This is a genomic window from Burkholderia dolosa, assembly GCF_902499135.1.
GTDB lineage: Bacteria > Pseudomonadota > Gammaproteobacteria > Burkholderiales > Burkholderiaceae > Burkholderia > Burkholderia dolosa.
Map to the genome: position 1 here is coordinate 1 of NZ_CABVPR010000085.1, position 20,124 is coordinate 20,124.

The following is a 20,124-nucleotide window of genomic DNA, read 5'->3' on the forward strand; positions in this document are numbered from 1 at the left end:
GGCACCCGCGCCGGCCGCACCGACGCCGGCCGCCGCACCCACGGCCGCGCCTGCACCCGCGGCCGCACCGGCACCGGTCGCCGAGCCCGTGAAGGCGCCGGCGCCCGAGCTGCGCGAAGCGAGCCCGCAGGCGGCACTGCAGCTGCTCGGCCTGCTGCAGCGCGACGCGCGCTTCATCGATTTCGTCGAGGAAGACATCGCCGGCTATACGGACGCCGACATCGGCGCGGCCGCGCGGCTCGTGCACGACGGTTGCCGCGCTGCGCTGCGCGAGCACTTCACGATCGTGCCGGTGCGCGACGAAGCCGAAGGCAGCCGCGTGACGCTGCCGGCCGGCTTCGATGCGACGGCCGTGCGCGTGACCGGCAACGTCGTCGGCACCGCGCCGTTTACCGGCACGATCAGCCATCGCGGCTGGCGTGTCGCCGACGTGCGCCTGCCGAAGCTGACCGGCAGCCACGACGCGTCCGTGATCGCGCCGGCGGAGGTGGAACTGTGAGCGATCCGCGTTATTCGATCGGCATCGACCTCGGTACGACGCATTGCGCGCTGTCGTACGTCGACAGCGCCGCGAGCGACGGCGAGAAGATCGCGCAGCAGGTGCTGCCGATTCCGCAGCTCACCGCACCCGGCGCGATCGAGTCGCGCACGCTGCTGCCGTCGTTCCTCTATTTGCCGCATCCGAGCGAGCTCACGCAGGGCGACCTGACGCTGCCGTGGACGGCGTCGCGCGACTTCGCGGTCGGCGAGATGGCGCGCAGCCGCGGTGCGGGCACGCCGATCCGTCTCGTATCGAGCGCGAAGAGCTGGCTGTGCCATCCGGGCGTCGACCGCCGCGCGGCGATCCTGCCGAGCGACGCGCCGCCGGAAGTCGCGCGCGTGTCGCCGCTCGAAAGCTCGATCCGCTATCTGACGCACCTTCGCGAAGCGTGGGACCACGCGCATCCGGATGCGCCGTTCGTCGAGCAGGACGTGACGGTCACGATCCCCGCATCGTTCGATCCGGCCGCACGCGAACTGACGGCCGAGGCCGCCCGCGCGGCCGGCTATACGCGGATGACGCTGCTCGAAGAGCCGCAGGCCGCGCTGTACAGCTGGATCCAGAAGAGCGAAGGCGGCTGGCGCAAGCAGGTGCAGGTCGGCGATCTGATCCTGTGCGTCGACGTCGGCGGCGGCACGACCGACCTGTCGCTGATCGCGGTGGTCGAGCGCGACGGAAATCTCGAGCTGCATCGCGTCGCGGTCGGCGAGCACATCCTGCTCGGCGGCGACAACATGGACCTCGCGCTCGCGCACGTGGTCGCGCGCAAGCTCGCGCAGCAGGGCACGCAGGCCGATCCGTGGCAGCTGCGCGCGCTCACGTACGCATGCCGCTCCGCGAAGGAAACGCTGCTGTCCGACCCGAGCGTCGATGCGGTGCCGCTCGTCGTGCCGAGCCGCGGCTCGAAGCTGATCGGCGGGTCGATTCGCACCGAGCTGACGCGCGCCGAGCTCACGCAGACGATCCTCGAAGGCTTCTTCCCGCAGGTCGACGCGGCCGCGCGTCCGGTCAGCCGCGCACGCGTGGGCCTCACGCAGCTCGGCCTGCCGTATGCGCAGGATGCGGGCATCACGCGCCATCTCGCGGCGTTCCTCGGCCGCCAGATCGCGGCGCTCGACGCGCTCGACGGCGTGCAGCGCACGCTGCCGCCGGGCGCGACGTTCCTGCATCCGACAGCTGTGCTGTTCAACGGCGGCGTGTTCAAGTCGTCGCTGCTCACGCAGCGTGTGGTCGACACGCTGAACGGCTGGCTGGCCGCCGAAGGCGCGCCGCCCGCGCGTCTGCTCGAAGGCGCGGATCTCGATCTCGCGGTCGCGCGCGGCGCCGCGTACTACGGCTACGTGAAGCGCGGCCGCGGCGTGCGGATCCGCGGCGGCACCGCGCGTGCGTACTACGTCGCGGTCGAATCGGCGATGCCCGCGGTGCCGGGGCTCGAGCCGCCGGTGCAGGCGCTGTGCGTCGCGCCGTTCGGAATGGAAGAGGGCACCAGCGCGGCGCTGCCGCCGCAGGAGTTCGGCCTCGTCGTCGGCGAGCCGGTGCAGTTCCGCTTCTTCGGTTCGTCGGTGCGCCGCCAGGATCAGGTCGGCACGCTGCTCGACTACTGGTCGCCGGAAGAGCTGCAGGAACTCGACGAGATCCAGGCGACGCTGCCGGCCGAAGGCCGCACCGTCGGCGAAGTCGTGCCGGTGAAGCTGCACGCGCGCGTGACCGAGGCCGGCACGCTCGAACTCGAGGCGATTCCGAGCGGCACGGACGAGCGCTGGAAGGTCGAGTTCGACGTGCGCGGCGCCGCCTGAGCACGATGAAGCGCTACACGGTCGGCATCGACCTCGGCACGAGCAATACGGTCGTCGCATACGTCGAGGCCGGCTCCGACGCGATTCGCGTATTCGACGTCGAGCAGCTCGTCGGCCCCGGCGCGGTTGCCGCGCAGCCGCTGCTGCCGTCGGTGCGCTATCACCCGGCGCCCGGCGAACTGCCGGCGGATGCGTTGCGGCTCCCGTGGCACGTGTCCGGCGCGGCGGCACGCGCGGGACGCGGCGAAGGTCGGACGGCCCGCGATGCCGGCGACGGCGATAACGAGGGCGACGGCAGCGGCTCGCCGCCGCCGGTGATCGGCCGCTACGCGCGCACGCTCGGCGCGCAGGTGCCCGGCCGGCTCGTGACGAGCGCGAAGAGCTGGCTGTCGCACGCGGCGGTCGACCGGCTCGCGCCGATCCTGCCGTGGGGCGCGGCCGACGGCGTCGACAAGGTGTCGCCGGTCGATGCGAGCGCGAGCTATCTCGCGCACGTGCGCGACGCGTGGGACGCGCGGTTTCCCGATGCGCCGCTCGCGCAACAGCACGTGATCCTGACGGTGCCCGCATCGTTCGACGACGGCGCGCGCGCGTTGACGCTCGAGGCCGCGCGGCGCGCGAAGCTGCCCGCGCTGCGGCTGCTCGAGGAGCCGCAGGCGGCGTTCTACGACTGGCTGTACGGCCAGCGCGCGACGCTGCGCGATACGTTCGCCAGCGCGCGTCGCGTGCTGATCTGCGACGTCGGCGGCGGCACGACCGACCTCACGCTCGTCGACGTCGCGCCGGGCGACGACGGCGAGCCGGTGTTCACGCGGGTCGGCGTCGGCAATCATCTGATGCTCGGCGGCGACAACATGGATCTCGCGCTCGCGCGGCTCGTCGAGACGCGGCTGACCGAGCCCGGCACGCGGCTGTCCGCCGCAAGCCTGTCGCAGCTCGTCGAGCGTTGCCGCGCGGCGAAGGAGCGGCTGCTCGGCGACGACGCGCCGGCTTCGGTCACCGTGACGCTGCTCGGCGCGGGCAGCAAGCTCGTCGGCGGCGCGCGCTCCGCCGAGCTCACGCGGCAGGAAGTCGAGCAGATCGTCGTCGACGGATTCTTCCCGAAGGTTGCAGCGGACGAACTGCCGCGGCGCACGCGTGCCGCGATCGTCGAATTCGGTTTGCCGTATGCGAGCGATGCGGCCGTCACGCGGCACGTCGCCGCGTTCCTGCACCGTCATGCGGAAGGCCCGCTGCCCGACACGCTGCTGCTGAACGGCGGCGTGTTCCGTGCCGGCGCGCTGGCCGGCCGTCTCGCGCAGACGCTCGGTGCGTGGCGCGGCGCGCCGCTCGACGTATTGCACAACGCGCATCCGGACGTCGCGGTCGCACGCGGCGCGGTCGCGTACGGCCTCGCGCGCGCCGGGCATGCGCCGCGGATCGGTGGCGGGTCCGCGCGCAGCTACTTCCTCGTGCTGGACGACGACTCGGGCGATACGGCCGCGCGCGGTGTCTGCCTGCTGCCGCGCGGCGCCGAAGAGGGCCGCGAAATCCGGCTCGAAGATCGCACGTTCGCGCTGCAGCTCGGGCAGCCGGTGCGTTTCCATCTGGTGTCGACGGTGGCCGACACCGCATACCGGCCCGGCGATCTGATCGCGCTGGACGGCGGCGATTTCGTGCGGCTGCCGCCGATCGCGACGGTCGTCGGCCGCCACGCCGGCAGCGATGCGCGCGAGACGCCGGTGAAGCTGACGGCGTCGCTGACGGAGGTCGGCACGCTCGAGATGCATTGCATCGCGACCGACGATGCGACGCGGCGCTGGCGGCTCGAATTCCAGCTGCGCGGCGACGCGCCGGCGCCGCACGACGACGCGACGTCGGCGCGCCATCCGCGTATCGATCAGGCGCTCGAGCTGATCGACCGCTCGTTCGGCAGCCGCGCGTCCGGCGTGACGCCGAAGGACACGCGCCGTCTGCGCGCGCAGCTCGAACAGGTGCTCGGCCCGCGCGACGAATGGGATCTGGCGCTCGCACGCGAACTGTTCGACGCGCTGCTTGCGCGCGCACGGCGGCGTCGCCGCTCGGCCGATCACGAGCGTGCGTGGCTGAACCTTGCCGGCTATTGTCTGCGCCCGGGCTTCGGCCATCCGCTCGATGCGTGGCGGATCGAGCAGCTGTGGCCGCTGTTCGATGACGGAATCCAGTACGTGAACGACGCGCAGGTGTGGTCCGAATGGTGGACGCTGTGGCGCCGCGCGGCCGGCGGCCTGAACGACGATGCGCAGATGCAGGTGCGCGACGCGATCGCGTTCCTCGAGCCGGCCGCGGACGGCAAGCGTCGCAAGCTGCCGTTCGATCCGGACAAGGTCGGCGCGGCGGACATGACGCGGCTGTCGGCTTCGCTCGAGCGGTTGCCGGTCGAACGCAAGATCGAGCTGGCGGAACGGCTGATCGTGCAACTGCAGAAGCCGGCGGAGCGTGCGCTGTGCGCATGGGCGCTCGGGCGGATCGGCGCGCGGCGGCCGTTCTACGGCAGCGCGCACGGCGTCGTACCGGCCGACGTCGCGAGCGGCTGGCTCGACGCGCTGTTCGCACTCGACTGGAAGCAGGTGGAGCCTGCGGCGTTCGCGGCCGCGCAGATCGCGCGGATGACCGGCGACCGCTCGCGCGACCTGCCGGCCGCTACGCGCGATGCGGTGATTCGCCGGCTCGCGGCCGCCCATGCGTCGCCGACGTGGATCGACATGGTGCGCGAGGCGATCGCGTTCGACGAGGCCGACACGGTGCGCGTGTTCGGCGAAACGCTGCCGGCGGGGTTGAAGCTGATCGGCGATTGAGCGAAACGCGGCGTGCGTGGTCGTTCGATGCGGGAGCGTGAATCGCATCCGACGGGAGCGCTTGCGGCAACCCGTGCCGCGCCGCAGGTGACGGCGACGGACGACGTCGCCGCGAGCATCGCCGCGTGTGCCGGGTTCAGCTGCGCGTTACCGCCGTATCGTCGTTGCCGCCCGTTCGTTCGGCCGCGCGCGGAAACGTCAGCACCACCGCAAACCCGCCGCCGTCCGGAAACGCGAAGCCGACGCGCCCGCCGTGCGCCTTCATCACTTCCTGCACGATCGCAAGCCCGAGCCCGGAGCCGGTGCGCCGCTCGGTGCCGTCCGCGGCAATCCGCACGAACGGCCGCAGCGCGGCGTCCCAATGCTCGCGCGGCATGCCGCGGCCGTTGTCGGTGACGGTCAGCGTCACCGCGTCGCCGGCGTTGCCGCGCGTCGCGACCGATACGACGATGTCGTCCGCGCCGCCGTGCAGCAGCGCGTTGTGCAGCACGTTCGACAGCGCTTCCTGCAGGCTGATCGCGTCGCCGTCGATCCACGCGTGCGGCGCATCGCTCGCGAACGCGACCGCGACGTCGCGCTCGCCGGCGAGCGGTATCGTGCGGCCGAGCACTTCCTTCGCGAGCGCGACGAGTTCGACCGGCTGCAGCGGCACGACTTCGGTGCGATGGATCACCATCGCGTGATTGAGCAATTGCCCGGTGAGCCGGCCGACGTCCGCGCAGGTCGCGCGCAGCGCGTCGAGCCGTGCCGCGCGGCGCGCGGCATCGGCTTCGCCGTCGAGCAGCTCGATCTGCGCGTCGAGCCGCGCGAGCGGCGTGCGCATCTGGTGCGCGGCATCGGCGATGAAGCGCTGCATCGCGTTGATCCGCTCGGCAAGCCGGCGCATCAGTCCGTTGATCGCGCCGATGATCGCGTCGATCTCGCTCGGCGTGTCGGCGGCCACCGGCCTCAGGTCGGCCGGGTCGCGCGCGGCGATGATCGCGCCGATCTGCGCGAGCGGGCGCAGCCCGCGACGGATCGCGAGGCCGCTCGCGCCGATCGCGAGCACGCTCATCAGCACGATCAGCGTCCATACCTTGACGCTCATGTCGTTGGTCAGCTGCTGCCGCGCGTTGGTTGTCTGCGCAACGGTGACGAGCGCCCAGCCGGGCGTTCGTTCCTCGGGCATGTAGCGCGCGATGGTCGCGGTGCGGACGCGGTGTCCCTGGTAGACGGCGTTCGCGAACGCGGGGCCCTGCTTCGCGGCGGCGAGCGTGACCGGACTCGCGAGATCGTTGTAGCCGGCGACCACGATCCCGCGCGAATCGACGACCTTGTAGTAGACGAGGTCGTAGCGCGACAGCGTGGACAGCGCGGCGACCGGCGGATTCAGCGCGAGCACGCCGCCCTGCACGTAGAGGTTCTCGGCGACCTGGATCGACGCGCCGGCGAGCAGCTGGTCGTACGCGCGTTCGGCGGCAACGCCCGCGTAGTAGCGCGCGATCGCCGCGAGTGCGAGCGCGCCGGTCGCGACGACGAGCGCGATGAACAGCAGCGTGCGGCCGAACAGCGTCTTCGGAAACCAGTCAATGCGTGCCAATCTGATATCCCATTCCGCGCACGGTGCGGATTTCGACCGAGCTGCCGGCCAGCTTGCGGCGCACGCGCGTCACGTACTGCTCGACCGCGTTCGCGGTCGGCTCGTTGCCGAAGCTGAACAGCTGGTTCAGCAGCTCTTCTTTCGAGAAGATCCGTTGCGGACGGCTCGCGAGGATTTCGAGCAGCGCGAATTCCTGCCGCGACAGCGACAGCGGCTTGCCGTCGAGTTCCGCGAGGCGGCTGCTGCGATCGATCGCGAGGCCGCCGAGCGTCAGCACGTCGTTCGCGTGGCCGCTGTTGCGACGCAGGAGCGCCTGCACGCGCGCGTCGAGCTCGCGGTAGTCGAACGGCTTCACCAGATAGTCGTCGGCGCCGAGGCCGAGCCCGCTCACGCGATCGTCGATCGCCGAGCGCGCGGTGACGAGCAGCACGGGCGTCGTGCTGCCGGACGCGCGCAGGTTGCGCAGCACGGTGAAGCCGTCCATGCCGGGCAGGTTCGCATCGAGCACGACGAGATCGAATCGTTCGACGCGCAGCAGCCCGTGCGCGGTCGCACCGTCCGCTTCGAGGTCCACCGCGTGGCCGAGCCGTGCGAGCCGGCTGCGGATCGCCGCGCCGATTTCGGCATCGTCTTCGACGACGAGTATGCGCATGGTGCCGTTGTGCAGATGTGGGGGTTACGGGTTTTCCCGGGGCCGGGATGTCAGCATTTTCTCAGACTCGGTCGATAACCTGTGTCGAGCCGGAAGCAGTATGCAAGGACGGCATTAATACCAGAAATACGGAAGGAGACGGCAACATGCAGCAACCGACGGGCACGACGCACCCGCACGCAGGCACGACGCCGCGCTGCGCATCGCCGCGTGCCGCGGGCTGCGCGCAGGAGCGCGCATGACGACGTCGCTGCGCCGCCGCGCGCTGATCGCCGCGAGTCTCGGCGCGCTCGCCGCGCCGTCGCTCGTGCGCGCGAAGCCGCGCACGGTGCGGATCTCGAAAGGCTATGGCGTGCTGTATCTGCCGCTGCTCGTGATGGAGAAGCAGCGGCTGTTCGAGCGTCATGCGGCGCGGCACGGCGTGCGCGACGTCGCGGTCGACTGGGTGCTGCTCGACGGCGGCAATTCGGTCAACGACGCGATGATGGCCGGCACGCTCGATTTCGCGGGCGCCGGCGCGCCGGGCTTCATCGAGCTGTGGGCGCGGGCGCGCGGCATTCCGAACGTCGAGGTGATCGGCATCAGCGGGCTGTCGACGACGTCGCTGTCGCTGAACGCGAATCGTCCGGGCCTCGCGTCGCTGCGCGACTTCACGCCGTCCGACCGCATCGCGGTGCCGGGCATTCGCACGTCGCTGTCGGCCGTCGTGCTGCAGATGGTCGCGAGCCGCCAGCTCGGCCGCGCGCATTTCGCGCAGCTCGATTCGATCACGGTGAACCTGCCGCATCCGCAGGCGATGCAGGCGCTGATCCGCCGCGAGAACGGCGTGACGGCGCACTTCACGTCGCCGCCGTTCTCGACGCTCGAGCTGCGCGAGCCGGGCATTCGCCGCGTCGTGAACTCGGTCGACGTGCTCGGCCCGATGACGCTCGACGTCGTGTTCGCGCCGAAGCGGCTCGTCGATGCGGAGCCCGCGCTCGCATCGGCGTTTCTCGGCGCGCTCGACGAAGCGAACCGGCTGATCGCGCAGGACCCGCGCGCGGCGGCCGCGCTGTATGCGGCGTCGTCCGGCGTCGGCGTGTCGCACGACGACGTGATGCGGATGCTCGCCGCACCCGACACGCGCTTCTCGGTGCGCCCCACCCAGCTGATGGACTACGTCGAGTTCCTGTATTTCGCCGGCACGATCAAGGCGAAGCCGCGCACGTGGCGCGACATGTTCGCGCCGATGCTGGACGACTACCGCTCCGGCTGAGCGCGGCGGCGTCGCGCACCCACACACCCGAGCGTTCGGCACGCGCATCCGCGTCGCGCCGATTCAACCGATACGCAATCGATTCACGGAGGAACCCGCAGTGAATGCCACCGAAACCCTGGACCCCGCGTCCGCCGAAGAGCGGCGCATCATGTCGAAGATGGCGCGGCGCCTGCTGCCGATCCTCGTCGTGATGTTCCTGATCGCGTTCATCGACCGGCAGAACGTCGGCTTCGCGAAACTGCAGATGGTGCACAGCCTCGGGATGACGGAGGCCGCGTTCGGGCTCGCGTCGTCGCTGTTCTTCATCGGCTACCTGCTGTTCGAGGTACCGAGCACGCTCGCGCTGCATCGCTACGGCGCACGCGTATGGCTCGCGCGGATCATGCTGACGTGGGGCCTCATCACGGTGCTGATGGGCTTCACGACGTCGATGCCGGTGTTCTGCTCGCTGCGCTTCCTGCTCGGTATCGCCGAAGCGGGCTTCTATCCGGGCGTGATCTACTACCTGACGCTGTGGTTTCCGCAGAGCTATCGCGCGAAGGTGCTCGGCATCTTCACGCTCGGCAGCGCGCTCGCGAACATGCTCGGCTCGCTGGTCGGCGGCGTGCTGCTGAGCCTGAACGGCGTATGGGGGCTCGCGGGCTGGCAATGGGTGTTCGTCGCGACGGGCGTGCCGGCCGTCGTCGTCGCGCTCGTCGTGTTCCGCGTGCTGCCCGCGTCGTTCCGCGACGCGCGGTTCCTCGATGCGCGCGAGAAGCAGATCGTCGCCGCCGCGCTCGAGCGCGAGAAGCCCGCGCAAGCGGAACATGCGCAGCCGTGGAAGGCGCTGCTCGATCCGCGCGTGATGCTGTTCGCGGCGACCTACATGCTGATGTCGACGTCGCTGTACGGCGTCACGTACTGGCTGCCGACGCTCGTGAAATCGTTCGGCGTGTCGAGCAGCACGAACGGTCTGCTGAGCATGCTGCCGTGGGCGCTCGCGGTGCTGCTGCTGCTGTGGCTGCCGTCGAAGCTGCGCCGCGCGGGCAGCATCCTGCGCACGATCGCGATCGTCGCGGCGCTCGGCGCGCTCGGCTTCCTGCTGAGTCTCGTGCTGCCGTCGACGCCGCTGCGCTTCGTCGCGCTCGTGCTCGGCGGCGCGTGCATTCCGCTGCTGTATCCGTGCTTCTGGTCGATGCCGCCGCGCTACTTCACCGGCGCGCGGGCCGCGGCGAGCGTGGCCGCGATCAACTCGATCGGCAACCTCGGCGGCTTCTTCAGCCAGAACCTGATGCCGTTCGCCGGCAAGGTGACGGGCACCGCGTTCGGGCCGATGATCGTGCCGATCGTGTGCCTCGCGCTGCTCGGCACCGGCGCGCTGGTCGCGTGGACGCGCGCGGAGCGCAGGATGGTGGCGGCGCAAGCTTGATGCGGCGTGCGGCCGTGCCGGGCGGCGGCCGTGCGCGTGCGCGGTCGGTATGCGCCGCACATCGTCGATGAGCATGCGCGGCCGCGCGCCGCGCACAGCGTGTCGTTCGTTCTACATGCGTGCGAAGAACGCGGGTGCGATCGACGGCGGATCGTGCGGCGTTCGCTCGGTCCGGCCTGCATGCGGCCGGCTTGGTCGGCATCGTCTTGGACGGCGGCTGCCGGCCACGCCGCGCGTGGCGCGAACCGTCCCGATTCAGGGCTAAACTGGTGCCGGGTTGAACCGCGCCAGAGGAGCCCGACGATGATCGATCCTGCCGACATCCTGCCGTCCGCGCTGCCCGACGCCGCCGCGTCGGCCGACGCACAGGCGGCGCGCGGGCTCGCGCACCGCGCACCGCCGATGCCCGTGCAGACCGACGACGCGCACGGTCGGCGTCGTGCAGCCGGAGCGCGGCGGCGTCGTGATCGCCGAGCGGCTACCGTTCCTCGATATCGCATCGCTTGCCGCGATCGCGCGCGACACGGGCCCGCCGGCGCGCGGCACGATCGGCGTCACGTTCGGTCGCGCGGTGCTCGTGCTGCGCGGCCACGCCACGCGACGCGTGCTGACCCACGAATTTCGCCGCATGCGCCGGTACGAAGCCGCCGGTTCGACGGGCACGTTCATCGCGCGCCATCTGCGCGAGATCGCGGCTGCCGGCGATCGCGCCGCGCCGCTCGAAGCCGATGCGCGCCGGTACGAATTCGACTGATGCCGCCGGCCGGCCACGCCGCGCGCCTGCATCGATGAACCGTCTGCCGACGATCGTGTTCGCACGGCGCGCGTTGGGCGCCGTCGCGCGGCGGAGCATCCGATGAGCGACGCGATCCACGCATGGCTCGCCACGATCGGTGCGCATCCGCTGCTGGTGCTCGCGATCGTGTTCGCCGCCGCGTGCGCGGAAGCGATCGCGCTGATCGGCACCGTCGTGCCGGCCGGCGCCGTGATGTTCGCGGCCGGCACGCTGATCGGCGCCGGCGCGCTCGACGGCTGGACGACGATCGGCGTGGCGGCCGCCGGCGCGGTCGTCGGCGACGGAATCAGCTACGAACTTGGCCGCCGCTATCGCGGGATGATCCGCGACTGGTGGACGCGCGTCGGCTATGCGGCCGTCTACGCGCGCGGCGAGGAGTTCGTGCTGCGCCACGGGATGAAGAGCGTCGTGCTCGCGCGTTTTCTGGCGCCGGTGCGTGCAGTCGTGCCGGTCGTCGTCGGATGCGCGACGCTGCCGCGCCGCTCGTTCTACCCGGTCAATATCGTGTCCGCGCTCGTCTGGGCGCCCGCGCACGTCGCGCCGGGCATCGTGTTCGGCGCGTCGGCCGCGCTTGCTGCGGCGATCAGCGTGCGTGTCGCCGCGATCCTGCTGGTCGTCGCCGCGCTGGTCGCGCTCGTATGGATCGGCGTGCGCGTCGCGCTGCAGCGCGGCTGGCCGCTGCTGTGCCGCGCGGCAAGCGCGACGCTGCATGCGTGCGTGCGCCGCTGGCCGAGCGTCGGCGCGCGACTGCATCGCACGGTCGATACGCTGCGCGCGCTGCCGGGCGCCGTGCCGGTGCTCGCGCTGCTGTTCGTCGGTTGCGTATGGCTGTTCGCGGGCGTCGTGCAGCACGTCGTCGCGAACGATCCGCTGATGCACGCCGACGTCGCGCTGTACGCGTTCCTGCAGAACCTGCGCACGCCGCCGGTCGATGCCGCGATGCGCGCGCTCGCCGTGCTGCACGGCCGCGACACCGGGCTGATCGTCGCGGCCGCGTTCCTCGTCTGGCTGCTGATTCATCGCTGCTGGCTGACGGCCGCGTGGTGGCTCGCGGCAGTCGGCATCGCGGTCGTGCTCGTGCCGGTGTTCGGCGCGGCCGCGCCCGGGGCGACGCCCGCGAGCGTGCCGCCCGGCGCCGTGCACGTGCCGCTGCCCGACGCCGATGCGGCGTTCGCGATTCTCGCGAGCAGCGGGCTCGGCTGGCTGCTCGCGCGCGACCGGCCCGCGCCGTGGCGCATTCCGGTCGTCACGGCGGTCGTGCTGTGGATCGTGCTCGGCGGCTTTGCGCGGTTGTACGTCGGCGATACGTGGCTGTCGGGGCTGCTCGGCGGATGGAGCCTCGGGCTTGCATGGTTCGCGGTGCTCGCGGCGACGTATTCGTACTGGCGCGTGCGCGAGCACGTGCAGCCGAGGGGCGCGCTCGTCGCGGTGATCGTCGTGCTCGCGACGGCCGGCGTGTGGACGATACCCGCGCAATGGGCGCTCGATCGCGCGACGCGGCCGCACGCCGGCGACGTGGTCGCGATGACCGTCGATCAATGGCTGCACGGCGGCTGGCAGCGCGTGCCGACCCGGCGTAGCGAAATCGGCGGCGACCGCGAGGAGTATCTGTCGCTGCAATGGTGCGCGACGTCGGACACGCTCGACCGTCATCTCGCGCAGGCCGGCTGGCAGCGCGCGACGCCGTGGTCGCCCGCGACCGCGTTGCGCTGGCTGACGCCGCAGGCGCCGCCCGATACGCTGCCGGTGCTGCCGCGCTATACGCACGGCGAAAGCACGCGTCGCGTGTTCGTCCGCGTCGACCCGGCGCAACCGGAAAGCCGTTTCGTGCTGCGGCTGTGGCGCTATCCGTACGTGCTGCAGGACGCGCTCGGCACGCGGCCGCTGTGGTACGGCGCGCTGTATCGCGAGACGCTGCATCGGCCGATGCGCGTAATGACGATCGTGCGCACGACGCCGCTCGACGATTCCGCGACGATCGCACGAATGCTCGCGATCGACCCGAAGATCGAGCATCCGCCGCCGGGAACCGGCAGGGCGCCGGCCGACATGCTGCTCGTGTGGATGGTGCGGCCGTGAACGGCCGATGTGCGGCTCACGCGTGCGCGGGCTCCGCCGGCACGACCGACAGGCGCAGCCCGACGGTTTTGAGTACGGCGAGCAGGGTTTTCAGCGTCGGGTTGCCGTTCGGCGACAGCGTTCGATACAGCGATTCGCGGCTGATGCCCGCTTCGGCCGCCACGGCGCCGAGCCCGCCGTACGCTTCGGCGACCGTGCGCAGCGCAAGCAGCGCGGCTGCGCGATTGTCGGGATCGTCGAGCGATTCCATCGCGACGCGCAGGTATGCGACCGCGAGCTCGCGATCGGCGCCCAGTTCGGCGACTTCCGCGTCGTGGTGCGACACGGCCCCTTTGAGCTTGCTCACATCTGCCTCCGTTTCCAGTTCGTCCAGTGTTCCTTCGCGCGCTTGATGTCGTCGGGCTGGCTGCACTTGTCGCCGCCGGACAGCAGCAGCACGAGCGTGCCGCCGTGCCGGCCGAAGTACACGCGGTAGCCGGCGCCGACGTGGATGCGCAGTTCGATCACGCCTTCGCCGACCGGCACGCAATCGCCGAAGTTGCCAGTCTGCACGCGACGCAGGCGTTCGCGGATCCGAGCCTGCGCGAACTTGTCGCGCACGGCATTCAGCCACTCGGTGAAAGGCTCGCGACCGTCGTCACGCTGATAGCGAAGCAGTTCGAACTTGGGTGTCATTGTAACTTATAGGCTACAAAATGGGTGAAGGCGATGCGCATCATGCGGTTCGTTTCCGGAAGCGAAAGGCGCGACGCATGGGTGCGCGGAATGCGCGCGTGTGCGTCGCAGTCGCGGCGCGCGCGATGAACGCGTGCCGAAGCCGGCATGCGGGACGTGCAGCCGCCCGGTGTGTCGGACGCGGCACGCGCCCGCTGCCGAATGCGACGGTCATTCTTTCACCCGGTGCGGGCGGTCGCGATTCGGCCGAACGGCCAGGCTCCGCACTGCGCGGCCGCGATGCGGGCACGCTGCGCAAGCACAGTAGCGAACGCCCGACGTGCGCAGCCCGAAGTTCTGGCACCATCGCGTGATCCGCGGCGCGTGCAGCGCCTGTCCGCTGCCGCGTCGCCATCCGATCCGTTACGCATACCTTCGCAAGGACCGCGCATGATCACGCTACGCCCGATGAACGACGACGATTTCCCCCGGTTCTGGCCGATCTATCAGGCGATCGTCGCCGCCCAGGAGACCTACGCGTTCGACCCTGCGCCGACGCGCGAAGCCGCGCGTGCGCAGTGGCTCGACGCGCCGCTCTGCACGTGGGTCGCCGAAGAGGACGGCGTGCTGCTCGGTTCGTATTACCTGAAGGCGAACGCGGCGGGGCCCGGCAATCACGTGTGCAATTGCGGCTACATGGTCGGCGAGGCCGCGCGCGGCCGCGGCGTCGCGCGTCTGATGTGCGAGCACTCGCAGCAGGTCGCGCGCGAGCGCGGCTTTCTCGCGATGCAGTTCAATTCGGTGGTCGCGACGAACGAGGTCGCGGTCGCGCTGTGGCAGAAGCTCGGATTCGACGTCGTCGGCCGGCTGCCGCGCGCGTACCGCCACGCGCGGCTCGGGTTCGTCGACTGCCTGGTGATGTACAAGTGGCTCGGCGACATGGCTGCCGCCGAAGCCTGAGCGCCGGATGCCGTCGTCAGACGGCGAACGCGCCGTCGAACACGATCCGCTCGTCGAGCGCGAGCGTGCCGCGCGCGAAGATCAGGTCGAGATGGTGGCTGCCGTGCTCGCCGCCGCCGAGGCCGAGATGCAGGCCCGGATGGCGTTCCTCGAATCCGGCGTTGCGTCCGTAGAGCCCGCGGATGCCTAGGTTCGTGCCGATCCCGAATTCCTCGATGCGGCGGTGATTCGCGTGGCGGTCCAGATACGCGGCGAAGTCGCGCCGGAAGCCCGGATCGTCGCTGTCGAAATCGACGATCGTGCTGTGCTCGACGTGCAGCGTCGCCAGCCGCTCCGCGACCTTGTACTTGATCGCGAACGGCACGGTGCCGAGAAACGTGCCGCTGAACACGATCGACCCGTGCAGGTCGGTCACGTGCGTCGCGATTTCGCCGGGCACGACGTCGAGATTGCCCATGCCGTCCACGCTGGTCCATTTCTGGTCGCGCGCGAGCGAGCCGGTCAGCGTGTTGCCGGCTTCGTCGATGAAGCGGATCTGCGACGCGCGCGCGGCCGCGTCGATCAGCCTGCCGTTGCGTGCCGCGATGTCGTCGAGCGATTCGGCGAACGCTTCGTCGAGGTGCGGGCCGTAATCCTTGAACAGCACCGACTTGCTCCAGTGCTCGACGATCGCGGGACGGATCGCCGCGAGGAACGGCGGCCCGCTCGGCGACGGCGTCGGCAGGCACGACGAGTCGTACAGCAGCACGAACAGGTCCGCACGCTCGAGCGCGGCAGCGATATCGTCGGGCGGCGTGCTTTCGAGGCAGAGGGTTGTGGCGTCGAGCGAATCGGGGAGGGTGGAAAACGCGCGCAGCGCGGTGTCGCGGTTGCGCGTGTCGTAGCCGACCAGCAGTTGTCCCGTCTCGCCGCGTGAGAGCTTGTCGCGCAGCGCCGGATGAAAGCCGAGCGCGCGGTGCAGGTTCAGCATGCGTGTCTCCGGAAGCGGCGGAAGGGCCGAAGCCCTTCCGCGTGAACGGGCGGCCCGCTCAGACCGGCCAGAGCGCGGTGCCGAACGGCACCACGGCGTCCTCGACCATCATGTCGACGGCCTCGGGGTGCGTGTCTTCCTGCATCCAGTCGAGCAATTCGATTTGCTGAGTGTCCTGCATGTCAATTCTCCTGTGGTGAACATGAGCGATTCAACATGAAAGCGCGGGAAAAGCATTTCCGCTCCTCATCCGGCATTTTTTGAATATCGGATGAGTGGCGTCGATATTAGTCGGATGATTTAACGAATGCAATGCGTGCCCGAGTTTTTAGCTGGAAGCCGCTAAACACAGGGCTTTTTCGCGTGATGCAGCGGCAAATCGTCGATTAAAGGACAACGGAAATCACCGATTTTTCCAGATATCGGGATCGATACCGATTAAACGATTCGGATCATTTTGCATTTGATAATTCAATTCGGCGGATAATTTCGCATTTCATTATTTATCGAATATTCCGGGGGCGCGAAGCGGGCGCCGCGAGCGACGGATCGGCCCGTGTCGCGCGGCGCACGGCGGTGGCCCCGATTTTCTGGCACCATCTGTCGATCCCCGCGCGCCGGTTGAATCCGCGCGCCCCGCCGTCGCGGCGGCAACGATTCGAACGACGATGGAGACGACCCGATGTGCGCAGCGCCGCCACCGGAGCGCGCCGGCCGACCGCGGCCGCGCGCCGGCGTAACGGACTCGAACGGGAACACGAACGCCGATCCGGCCCGCATCGCTGCGTGGCGAACCGCGATCGGCCTGTCGTTCGGCAGCGCGATCGCGCTCGGTCTCGCGCGTTTCTCGTACGCGCTGCTGCTGCCGCCGATGAAGGCCGATCTCGGCTGGACGTTCGCGCAGGCCGGCGCGCTGAACACCGCGAACGCGGCCGGCTACCTGATCGGCGCGCTCGCGTTTCCGTTGCTGTCGCGGCGCTGGCGTACCGGCGCGCTGCTGGCTGCCGGCTGCGCGCTGACCGCCGTGCTGATGGCCGCGTGCGGGCTCACGTCCGGCATGGACGCGCTGCTCGTCCAGCGGCTCGCGACCGGCATCGGCAGCGCGCTGATCTTCATCAGCGGCGGCGTGCTCGCCGCGCGGCTCGCGTCCGCGTCGCCGCGCGATGCGGGCCTGCTGCTCGGGCTCTATTACGGCGGAACCGGCTGGGGCATCGTCGCGGCGTCACTGCTGGTGCCGGCGACGCTCGCGCGCACCGTGCATGGCTGGCAGCCCGCATGGTTCGCGCTCGCGCTCGCGTGCGCGCTGTTTTCCGCAGTTGCCGTCGCCGCTGCGCGGCGCATCGAGCGCGCGCATACCGCACAAGCCGCTGCGCGCGACGACGCCGCAGCGCCGGCGTCCGCCGCGAGCCCCGCACGATTTGCGTTCGCGCTTGCGGGCTACGGGCTCTTCGGCGTCGGCTATATCGGCTACATGACGTTCATCGTCGCGCTGCTGCGCGGCGCCGGAATGAGCGGCACGGTGGTCGCCGCGTTCTACCTGGTGCTCGGCGTCGCGACGGTCGTGTCGGCGCGGCTGTGGTCGACGCTGCTCGACCGGATGCGCGGCGGCCGGGCGCTGGCGGTGCTGAACGCATTGCTCGGCGTCGCGACGCTGATGCCTGCGGTGTTCGTGCATCCGGCCGCCGCATTCGCATCGGGCGTGCTGTTCGGTGCGACGTTCCTGTCGGCCGTCGCGTCGACGACCGCATTCGTGCGGCACAACCTGCCGCCCGACGGCTGGGCGAAGGGCATCAGCGCGTTCACGACGATCTTCGCGTTCGGGCAGATCGCGGGCCCGGTCGCGATCGGCTGGGTATCCGACAGCGCGGGGCTCGCACGCGGGCTCGTCTATTCGGCGCTGACGCTGTTCGCGGGCGCGGCGCTCGCCGCCGCGCAGCGTGCGTTGCGCGCACCCGCGTAGCGCGGCGGCCGCCTATCGCTCGATCTGCCGGTTCCAGCGCGTATCCCATTGCGCGCGGCGCGCGTTGATCGCGGTCCAGTCGACCACCGTCACCTTGTGCACGAGCTCGTCGACGTTGCCGAGGCTCTGCTGCATCGCGGCCGGCATCTTCGCGAGCCGGTTCGTCGGGATCTGCTTGCCGGCTTCCGCGGCCTTGGTCTGCGCAGGCGCGGACAGCAGGAACTGCGCGAGCTTCTGCGCAAGCTGCGGATCGGGATTGTTCGCGACGACGCACAGGTCGACGAGCAGCAGCACCGGGCCTTCCTTCGGATTCGCGTACGCGACCGGAATCCCCTTGTCCTGCAGATCGCCGACGGCGGTCGGCGTCAGCGGAAACAAGCCGGCTTCGCCGGTCTGCACCATCTCGGAGATCTTCGCCGAGTTCGGGATGTATTCGACGACGTTCGGCCCGACCGTGCTCGCCCACTTGCTGAATGCCGGCTCGACGTTCTGCTCGTTGCCGCCGAGCAGGCGGTTGATTGCGAGGAAGCCGTGCAGCCCGAACGTGCTGCTCGACGCCGACTGGAACACGACCTTGCCCTTGTATTTCGGGTCGGCGAAATCCATCCACGACGTCGGCGGCGCCCAGCCCTTCTCGGCGAACAGCTTCTTGTTGTAAGCGAGGCCGGTCATCCCGAGCTGCACGCCGGCGCCGACGTCGTCCTTCATCCGCGCGAACGGATACAGCTCCTTCAGCACCGGCGAATCGTCGAGCTTCTGGCACACGCCGAGGCTCACCGCGCGCGCCATCACGCCGTCGTCGAGAAACGCGACGTGGATCTGCGGCTTGCTGCGGTTCGCGAGCAGCTTCGCGAGCACGTCGGACGACGTGCCCGGCACGACGACCACCTTCACGTTGTTCGCCTTCTCGAAGTCGGGCAGCACCTGGCTCGTGTACGCCTTCTCCATCGGTCCGCCGTTCATGCCGACGTACAGCGTCCTGGTTTGCGCGAACGCGGGCGCACAGGCGCTCGCGCTCGCGATGCACAGCGCGGCGGCGGCCGCGATCGTTGCGGGCAGTTTCATCGTTGGGTCTCCTCGTGGGGGAAAGGAACGGTCGGCGCGGTGTGCGGTGCGAAGCGGCCGATCGAGAACGCATCGAGCGGCGTGGCGGTTTCGCCGGCCGTGACGAGATCGGCGAGCACGTCGCCGACGCCCGGCGCGAGCAGGAAGCCTCCGCCGGAAAAACCGAATGCATGCAGCAGGCGCGGCGTCGTGCGGCTCGCGCCGATGATCGGGTTGTGGTCCGGCGTGCAGCCTTCGACGCCGCTCCACGTGCGGATCAGCAGCGCATCGCGCAGCGCGGGCAGCAGCGCGCACGCATCGCGCATCACCGCGCGCGTCGTGTCGACCGACGGCTGGCCGAACTCGCCGTCGCCGCGGCCGCGCCCGCCGCCGATCACGCAGTTGCCGCGCGCGACCTGCCGCGCATAGACGCCGCCGCCGTAGACGCCGAGGTTGTGCGCGATGAACGGCGGCAGCGGTTCGGTCACCCACATGTTCGGATAGATCGCCTCCATCGGCACGGCTTCGCCGAAGCGCTGCGCGATCGCATTCGCCCACGCGCCGGCCGAATTGATCAGCCAGGTCGCCGTGTACGCGCGGCCGCCCGCCCGCAACTGGAAGCGCACGCCGTCGTGCGCGACGTCGTCGACGCTCGTGTGCTCGAACACGTCCGCGCCGGCCGCGCGCGCCGCGCGCGCGAACGCGGGCGACACGACGCGCGGGTTCGCGTGGCCGTCGGTCGCGCACAGCGATCCGCCGCGCGCCGCGCGCCCGAGCCACGGATAGCGGCGGCGGAACGCGTCGCCGCGCATCACCTGCACCGGCAGCCCATGCTCGGCGGCGACGATCGCATATGCGTCGAGCGCGTCGAGATCGGCGTCGCTGCGCGCGAGCCGCAAATGACCGGACACGACGAATTCGCCGTCGATGCCGATCAGCTCCGGCAGCCGGTCCCAGATGCGCCGCGCGCGCAGCGCGAGCGGCAGCTGTTCGGCGGGGCGGCCCTGGCAGCGCACGCCGCCGTAGTTCACGCCGCTCGCCTGTGCGCCGCAGTCGCGCCGCTCGAACAGGCCGACGCGCAGCCCGCGCCGCGTCAGCGCGAGCGCGGCCGACGCGCCGACGAGCCCGCCGCCGACGATCGCGACGTCGTAATGCCGGCGCTCACTCATCGCGCGCCTCGTCGGGAATCGCCGCGACGTCGTCGCCGGCGAGCGCGGCCGCGATCGGAAACGGCTTCACCGGCGGTTGCGCGCGCAACCGGCCGACGTCGGCCGGCGAACGCCCGGTTTCCGCGGCGAGCACGAGCGCGGCCGCGTCGCCGCACATGCGGCCCTGGCAGCGGCCCATGCCGACGCGCGTCAGCGCCTTCAGCCGGTTGATCTCGGCGGCCTGGCCGCCGCGGATGCAGCGGCGCAGCGTGCCCGCGTCGATTTCCTCGCAGCGGCACACGATCGTGTCGTCGGCGCACTGTGCGGCGAGCTCGGCCGGCGGCGCGAAAGCGGCTTCGAGGCCCGCGCGGAACGCGCCGATGCGCGCGAGCGTGCGTTCGAGCGATCGCGCATCGGGCTTGCCGGCCGGCGGCGGCGACACGACGCCCGCGTCGTCGAGCAG

The 20,124-nt window shown here is 70.7% G+C and carries 17 protein-coding genes and 1 pseudogene; 9 read left to right on the forward strand and 9 right to left on the reverse strand.

The window, feature by feature from the left end; genetic code table 11:
* The 3 genes from BUB20358_RS25665 to BUB20358_RS25675 all read left to right on the forward strand — a co-directional run.
* Positions 1 to 499: DUF2760 domain-containing protein (locus tag BUB20358_RS25665; protein ID WP_254593980.1), on the forward strand; the 499-nt coding region annotated here is incomplete at its 5' end.
* Positions 496 to 2,337: an Hsp70 family protein gene (locus BUB20358_RS25670; RefSeq protein ID WP_035974944.1), complete on the forward strand. Its 1,842-nt coding sequence runs from the start codon at positions 496 to 498 to the stop codon at positions 2,335 to 2,337. The genes BUB20358_RS25665 and BUB20358_RS25670, both read left to right, overlap by 4 nt.
* Before the next feature lie 5 nt (positions 2,338 to 2,342).
* Positions 2,343 to 5,153, forward strand: coding sequence for an Hsp70 family protein (locus tag BUB20358_RS25675; protein WP_035974946.1), 2,811 nt, complete (start codon positions 2,343 to 2,345; stop codon positions 5,151 to 5,153).
* Positions 5,154 to 5,289: 136 nt separating this feature from the next.
* Here BUB20358_RS25675 and BUB20358_RS25680 read toward each other — a convergent pair whose 3' ends face one another.
* A complete protein-coding gene (locus BUB20358_RS25680) occupies positions 5,290 to 6,732 on the reverse strand; it encodes a sensor histidine kinase (RefSeq protein ID WP_006766856.1) in 1,443 nt (480 codons plus the stop codon).
* Entirely contained in the window at positions 6,719 to 7,384 is a 666-nt protein-coding gene (locus BUB20358_RS25685; protein WP_006766857.1) for a response regulator transcription factor, read from the reverse strand. Before BUB20358_RS25685 ends, BUB20358_RS25680 begins: the two co-directional genes overlap by 14 nt.
* 238 nt (positions 7,385 to 7,622) lie before the next feature.
* Between BUB20358_RS25685 and BUB20358_RS25690 the strand changes: the two genes are divergently transcribed.
* The 4 genes and pseudogenes from BUB20358_RS25690 (at position 7,623) to BUB20358_RS25705 (ending at position 12,925) form a co-directional block, all read left to right on the forward strand.
* Positions 7,623 to 8,639 (forward strand): ABC transporter substrate-binding protein, encoded by a 1,017-nt coding sequence (locus tag BUB20358_RS25690; protein ID WP_006766858.1) that lies wholly within the window; start codon positions 7,623 to 7,625, stop codon positions 8,637 to 8,639.
* Positions 8,640 to 8,739: 100 nt separating this feature from the next.
* On the forward strand, positions 8,740 to 10,050 hold the full coding sequence (locus BUB20358_RS25695; protein ID WP_006766859.1) for an MFS transporter: 1,311 nt from the start codon (positions 8,740 to 8,742) through the stop codon (positions 10,048 to 10,050).
* Between the two features lie 303 nt (positions 10,051 to 10,353).
* A pseudogene (locus tag BUB20358_RS25700) lies at positions 10,354 to 10,804 on the forward strand (hypothetical protein).
* A gap of 102 nt (positions 10,805 to 10,906) precedes the next feature.
* Entirely contained in the window at positions 10,907 to 12,925 is a 2,019-nt protein-coding gene (locus BUB20358_RS25705) for an LssY C-terminal domain-containing protein (protein ID WP_035974948.1), read from the forward strand.
* 16 nt (positions 12,926 to 12,941) lie between these two features.
* On the opposite strand, the gene BUB20358_RS25710 is transcribed toward BUB20358_RS25705, so the two are convergent.
* Both BUB20358_RS25710 and BUB20358_RS25715 read right to left on the reverse strand, forming a co-directional pair.
* A complete protein-coding gene (locus BUB20358_RS25710; protein WP_006766861.1) occupies positions 12,942 to 13,271 on the reverse strand; it encodes an addiction module antidote protein in 330 nt (109 codons plus the stop codon).
* A complete protein-coding gene (locus BUB20358_RS25715) occupies positions 13,268 to 13,600 on the reverse strand; it encodes a type II toxin-antitoxin system RelE/ParE family toxin (RefSeq protein ID WP_006766862.1) in 333 nt (110 codons plus the stop codon). The genes BUB20358_RS25710 and BUB20358_RS25715 overlap by 4 nt, the downstream gene beginning before the upstream one ends.
* A 429-nt stretch (positions 13,601 to 14,029) precedes the next feature.
* Here BUB20358_RS25715 and BUB20358_RS25720 point away from each other — a divergent pair, with 429 nt between their 5' ends.
* A complete protein-coding gene (locus BUB20358_RS25720) occupies positions 14,030 to 14,539 on the forward strand; it encodes a GNAT family N-acetyltransferase (protein WP_035974950.1) in 510 nt (169 codons plus the stop codon).
* Positions 14,540 to 14,555: 16 nt separating this feature from the next.
* On the opposite strand, the gene BUB20358_RS25725 is transcribed toward BUB20358_RS25720, so the two are convergent.
* Positions 14,556 to 15,509, reverse strand: coding sequence for a CgnE/CgnB domain-containing protein (locus BUB20358_RS25725; protein WP_006766864.1), 954 nt, complete (start codon positions 15,507 to 15,509; stop codon positions 14,556 to 14,558).
* A 58-nt stretch (positions 15,510 to 15,567) separates the two neighbouring features.
* A complete protein-coding gene (locus BUB20358_RS28625; protein ID WP_006766865.1) occupies positions 15,568 to 15,690 on the reverse strand; it encodes a hypothetical protein in 123 nt (40 codons plus the stop codon).
* A gap of 501 nt (positions 15,691 to 16,191) precedes the next feature.
* Between BUB20358_RS28625 and BUB20358_RS25730 the strand changes: the two genes are divergently transcribed.
* Entirely contained in the window at positions 16,192 to 17,469 is a 1,278-nt protein-coding gene (locus BUB20358_RS25730; RefSeq protein ID WP_006766866.1) for a YbfB/YjiJ family MFS transporter, read from the forward strand.
* Positions 17,470 to 17,481: 12 nt separating this feature from the next.
* On the opposite strand, the gene BUB20358_RS25735 is transcribed toward BUB20358_RS25730, so the two are convergent.
* From BUB20358_RS25735 to BUB20358_RS25745, 3 genes are all read right to left on the reverse strand, one after another.
* Complete coding sequence (locus BUB20358_RS25735) at positions 17,482 to 18,534, reverse strand: ABC transporter substrate-binding protein (protein ID WP_035974951.1); 1,053 nt, start codon at positions 18,532 to 18,534, stop codon at positions 17,482 to 17,484.
* On the reverse strand, positions 18,531 to 19,682 hold the full coding sequence (locus tag BUB20358_RS25740; protein WP_006766867.1) for an NAD(P)/FAD-dependent oxidoreductase: 1,152 nt from the start codon (positions 19,680 to 19,682) through the stop codon (positions 18,531 to 18,533). Before BUB20358_RS25740 ends, BUB20358_RS25735 begins: the two co-directional genes overlap by 4 nt.
* Positions 19,675 to 20,124: (2Fe-2S)-binding protein (locus BUB20358_RS25745; protein ID WP_174905136.1), on the reverse strand; the 450-nt coding region annotated here is incomplete at its 5' end. The genes BUB20358_RS25740 and BUB20358_RS25745, both read right to left, overlap by 8 nt.

Coding starts and splice junctions, on each gene's coding strand:
- BUB20358_RS25685 (WP_006766857.1), bottom strand. CDS start 7,384: ATGCGCATACTCGTCGTCGAAGACGATGCCGAAATCGGCGCGGCGATC.
- BUB20358_RS25715 (WP_006766862.1), bottom strand. CDS start 13,600: ATGACACCCAAGTTCGAACTGCTTCGCTATCAGCGTGACGACGGTCGC.
- BUB20358_RS25740 (WP_006766867.1), bottom strand. CDS start 19,682: ATGAGTGAGCGCCGGCATTACGACGTCGCGATCGTCGGCGGCGGGCTC.
- BUB20358_RS25675 (WP_035974946.1), top strand. CDS start 2,343: ATGAAGCGCTACACGGTCGGCATCGACCTCGGCACGAGCAATACGGTC.
- BUB20358_RS25705 (WP_035974948.1), top strand. CDS start 10,907: ATGAGCGACGCGATCCACGCATGGCTCGCCACGATCGGTGCGCATCCG.
- BUB20358_RS25735 (WP_035974951.1), bottom strand. CDS start 18,534: ATGAAACTGCCCGCAACGATCGCGGCCGCCGCCGCGCTGTGCATCGCG.
- BUB20358_RS28625 (WP_006766865.1), bottom strand. CDS start 15,690: ATGCAGGACACTCAGCAAATCGAATTGCTCGACTGGATGCAGGAAGAC.
- BUB20358_RS25720 (WP_035974950.1), top strand. CDS start 14,030: ATGATCACGCTACGCCCGATGAACGACGACGATTTCCCCCGGTTCTGG.
- BUB20358_RS25690 (WP_006766858.1), top strand. CDS start 7,623: ATGACGACGTCGCTGCGCCGCCGCGCGCTGATCGCCGCGAGTCTCGGC.
- BUB20358_RS25725 (WP_006766864.1), bottom strand. CDS start 15,509: ATGCTGAACCTGCACCGCGCGCTCGGCTTTCATCCGGCGCTGCGCGAC.
- BUB20358_RS25730 (WP_006766866.1), top strand. CDS start 16,192: ATGTGCGCAGCGCCGCCACCGGAGCGCGCCGGCCGACCGCGGCCGCGC.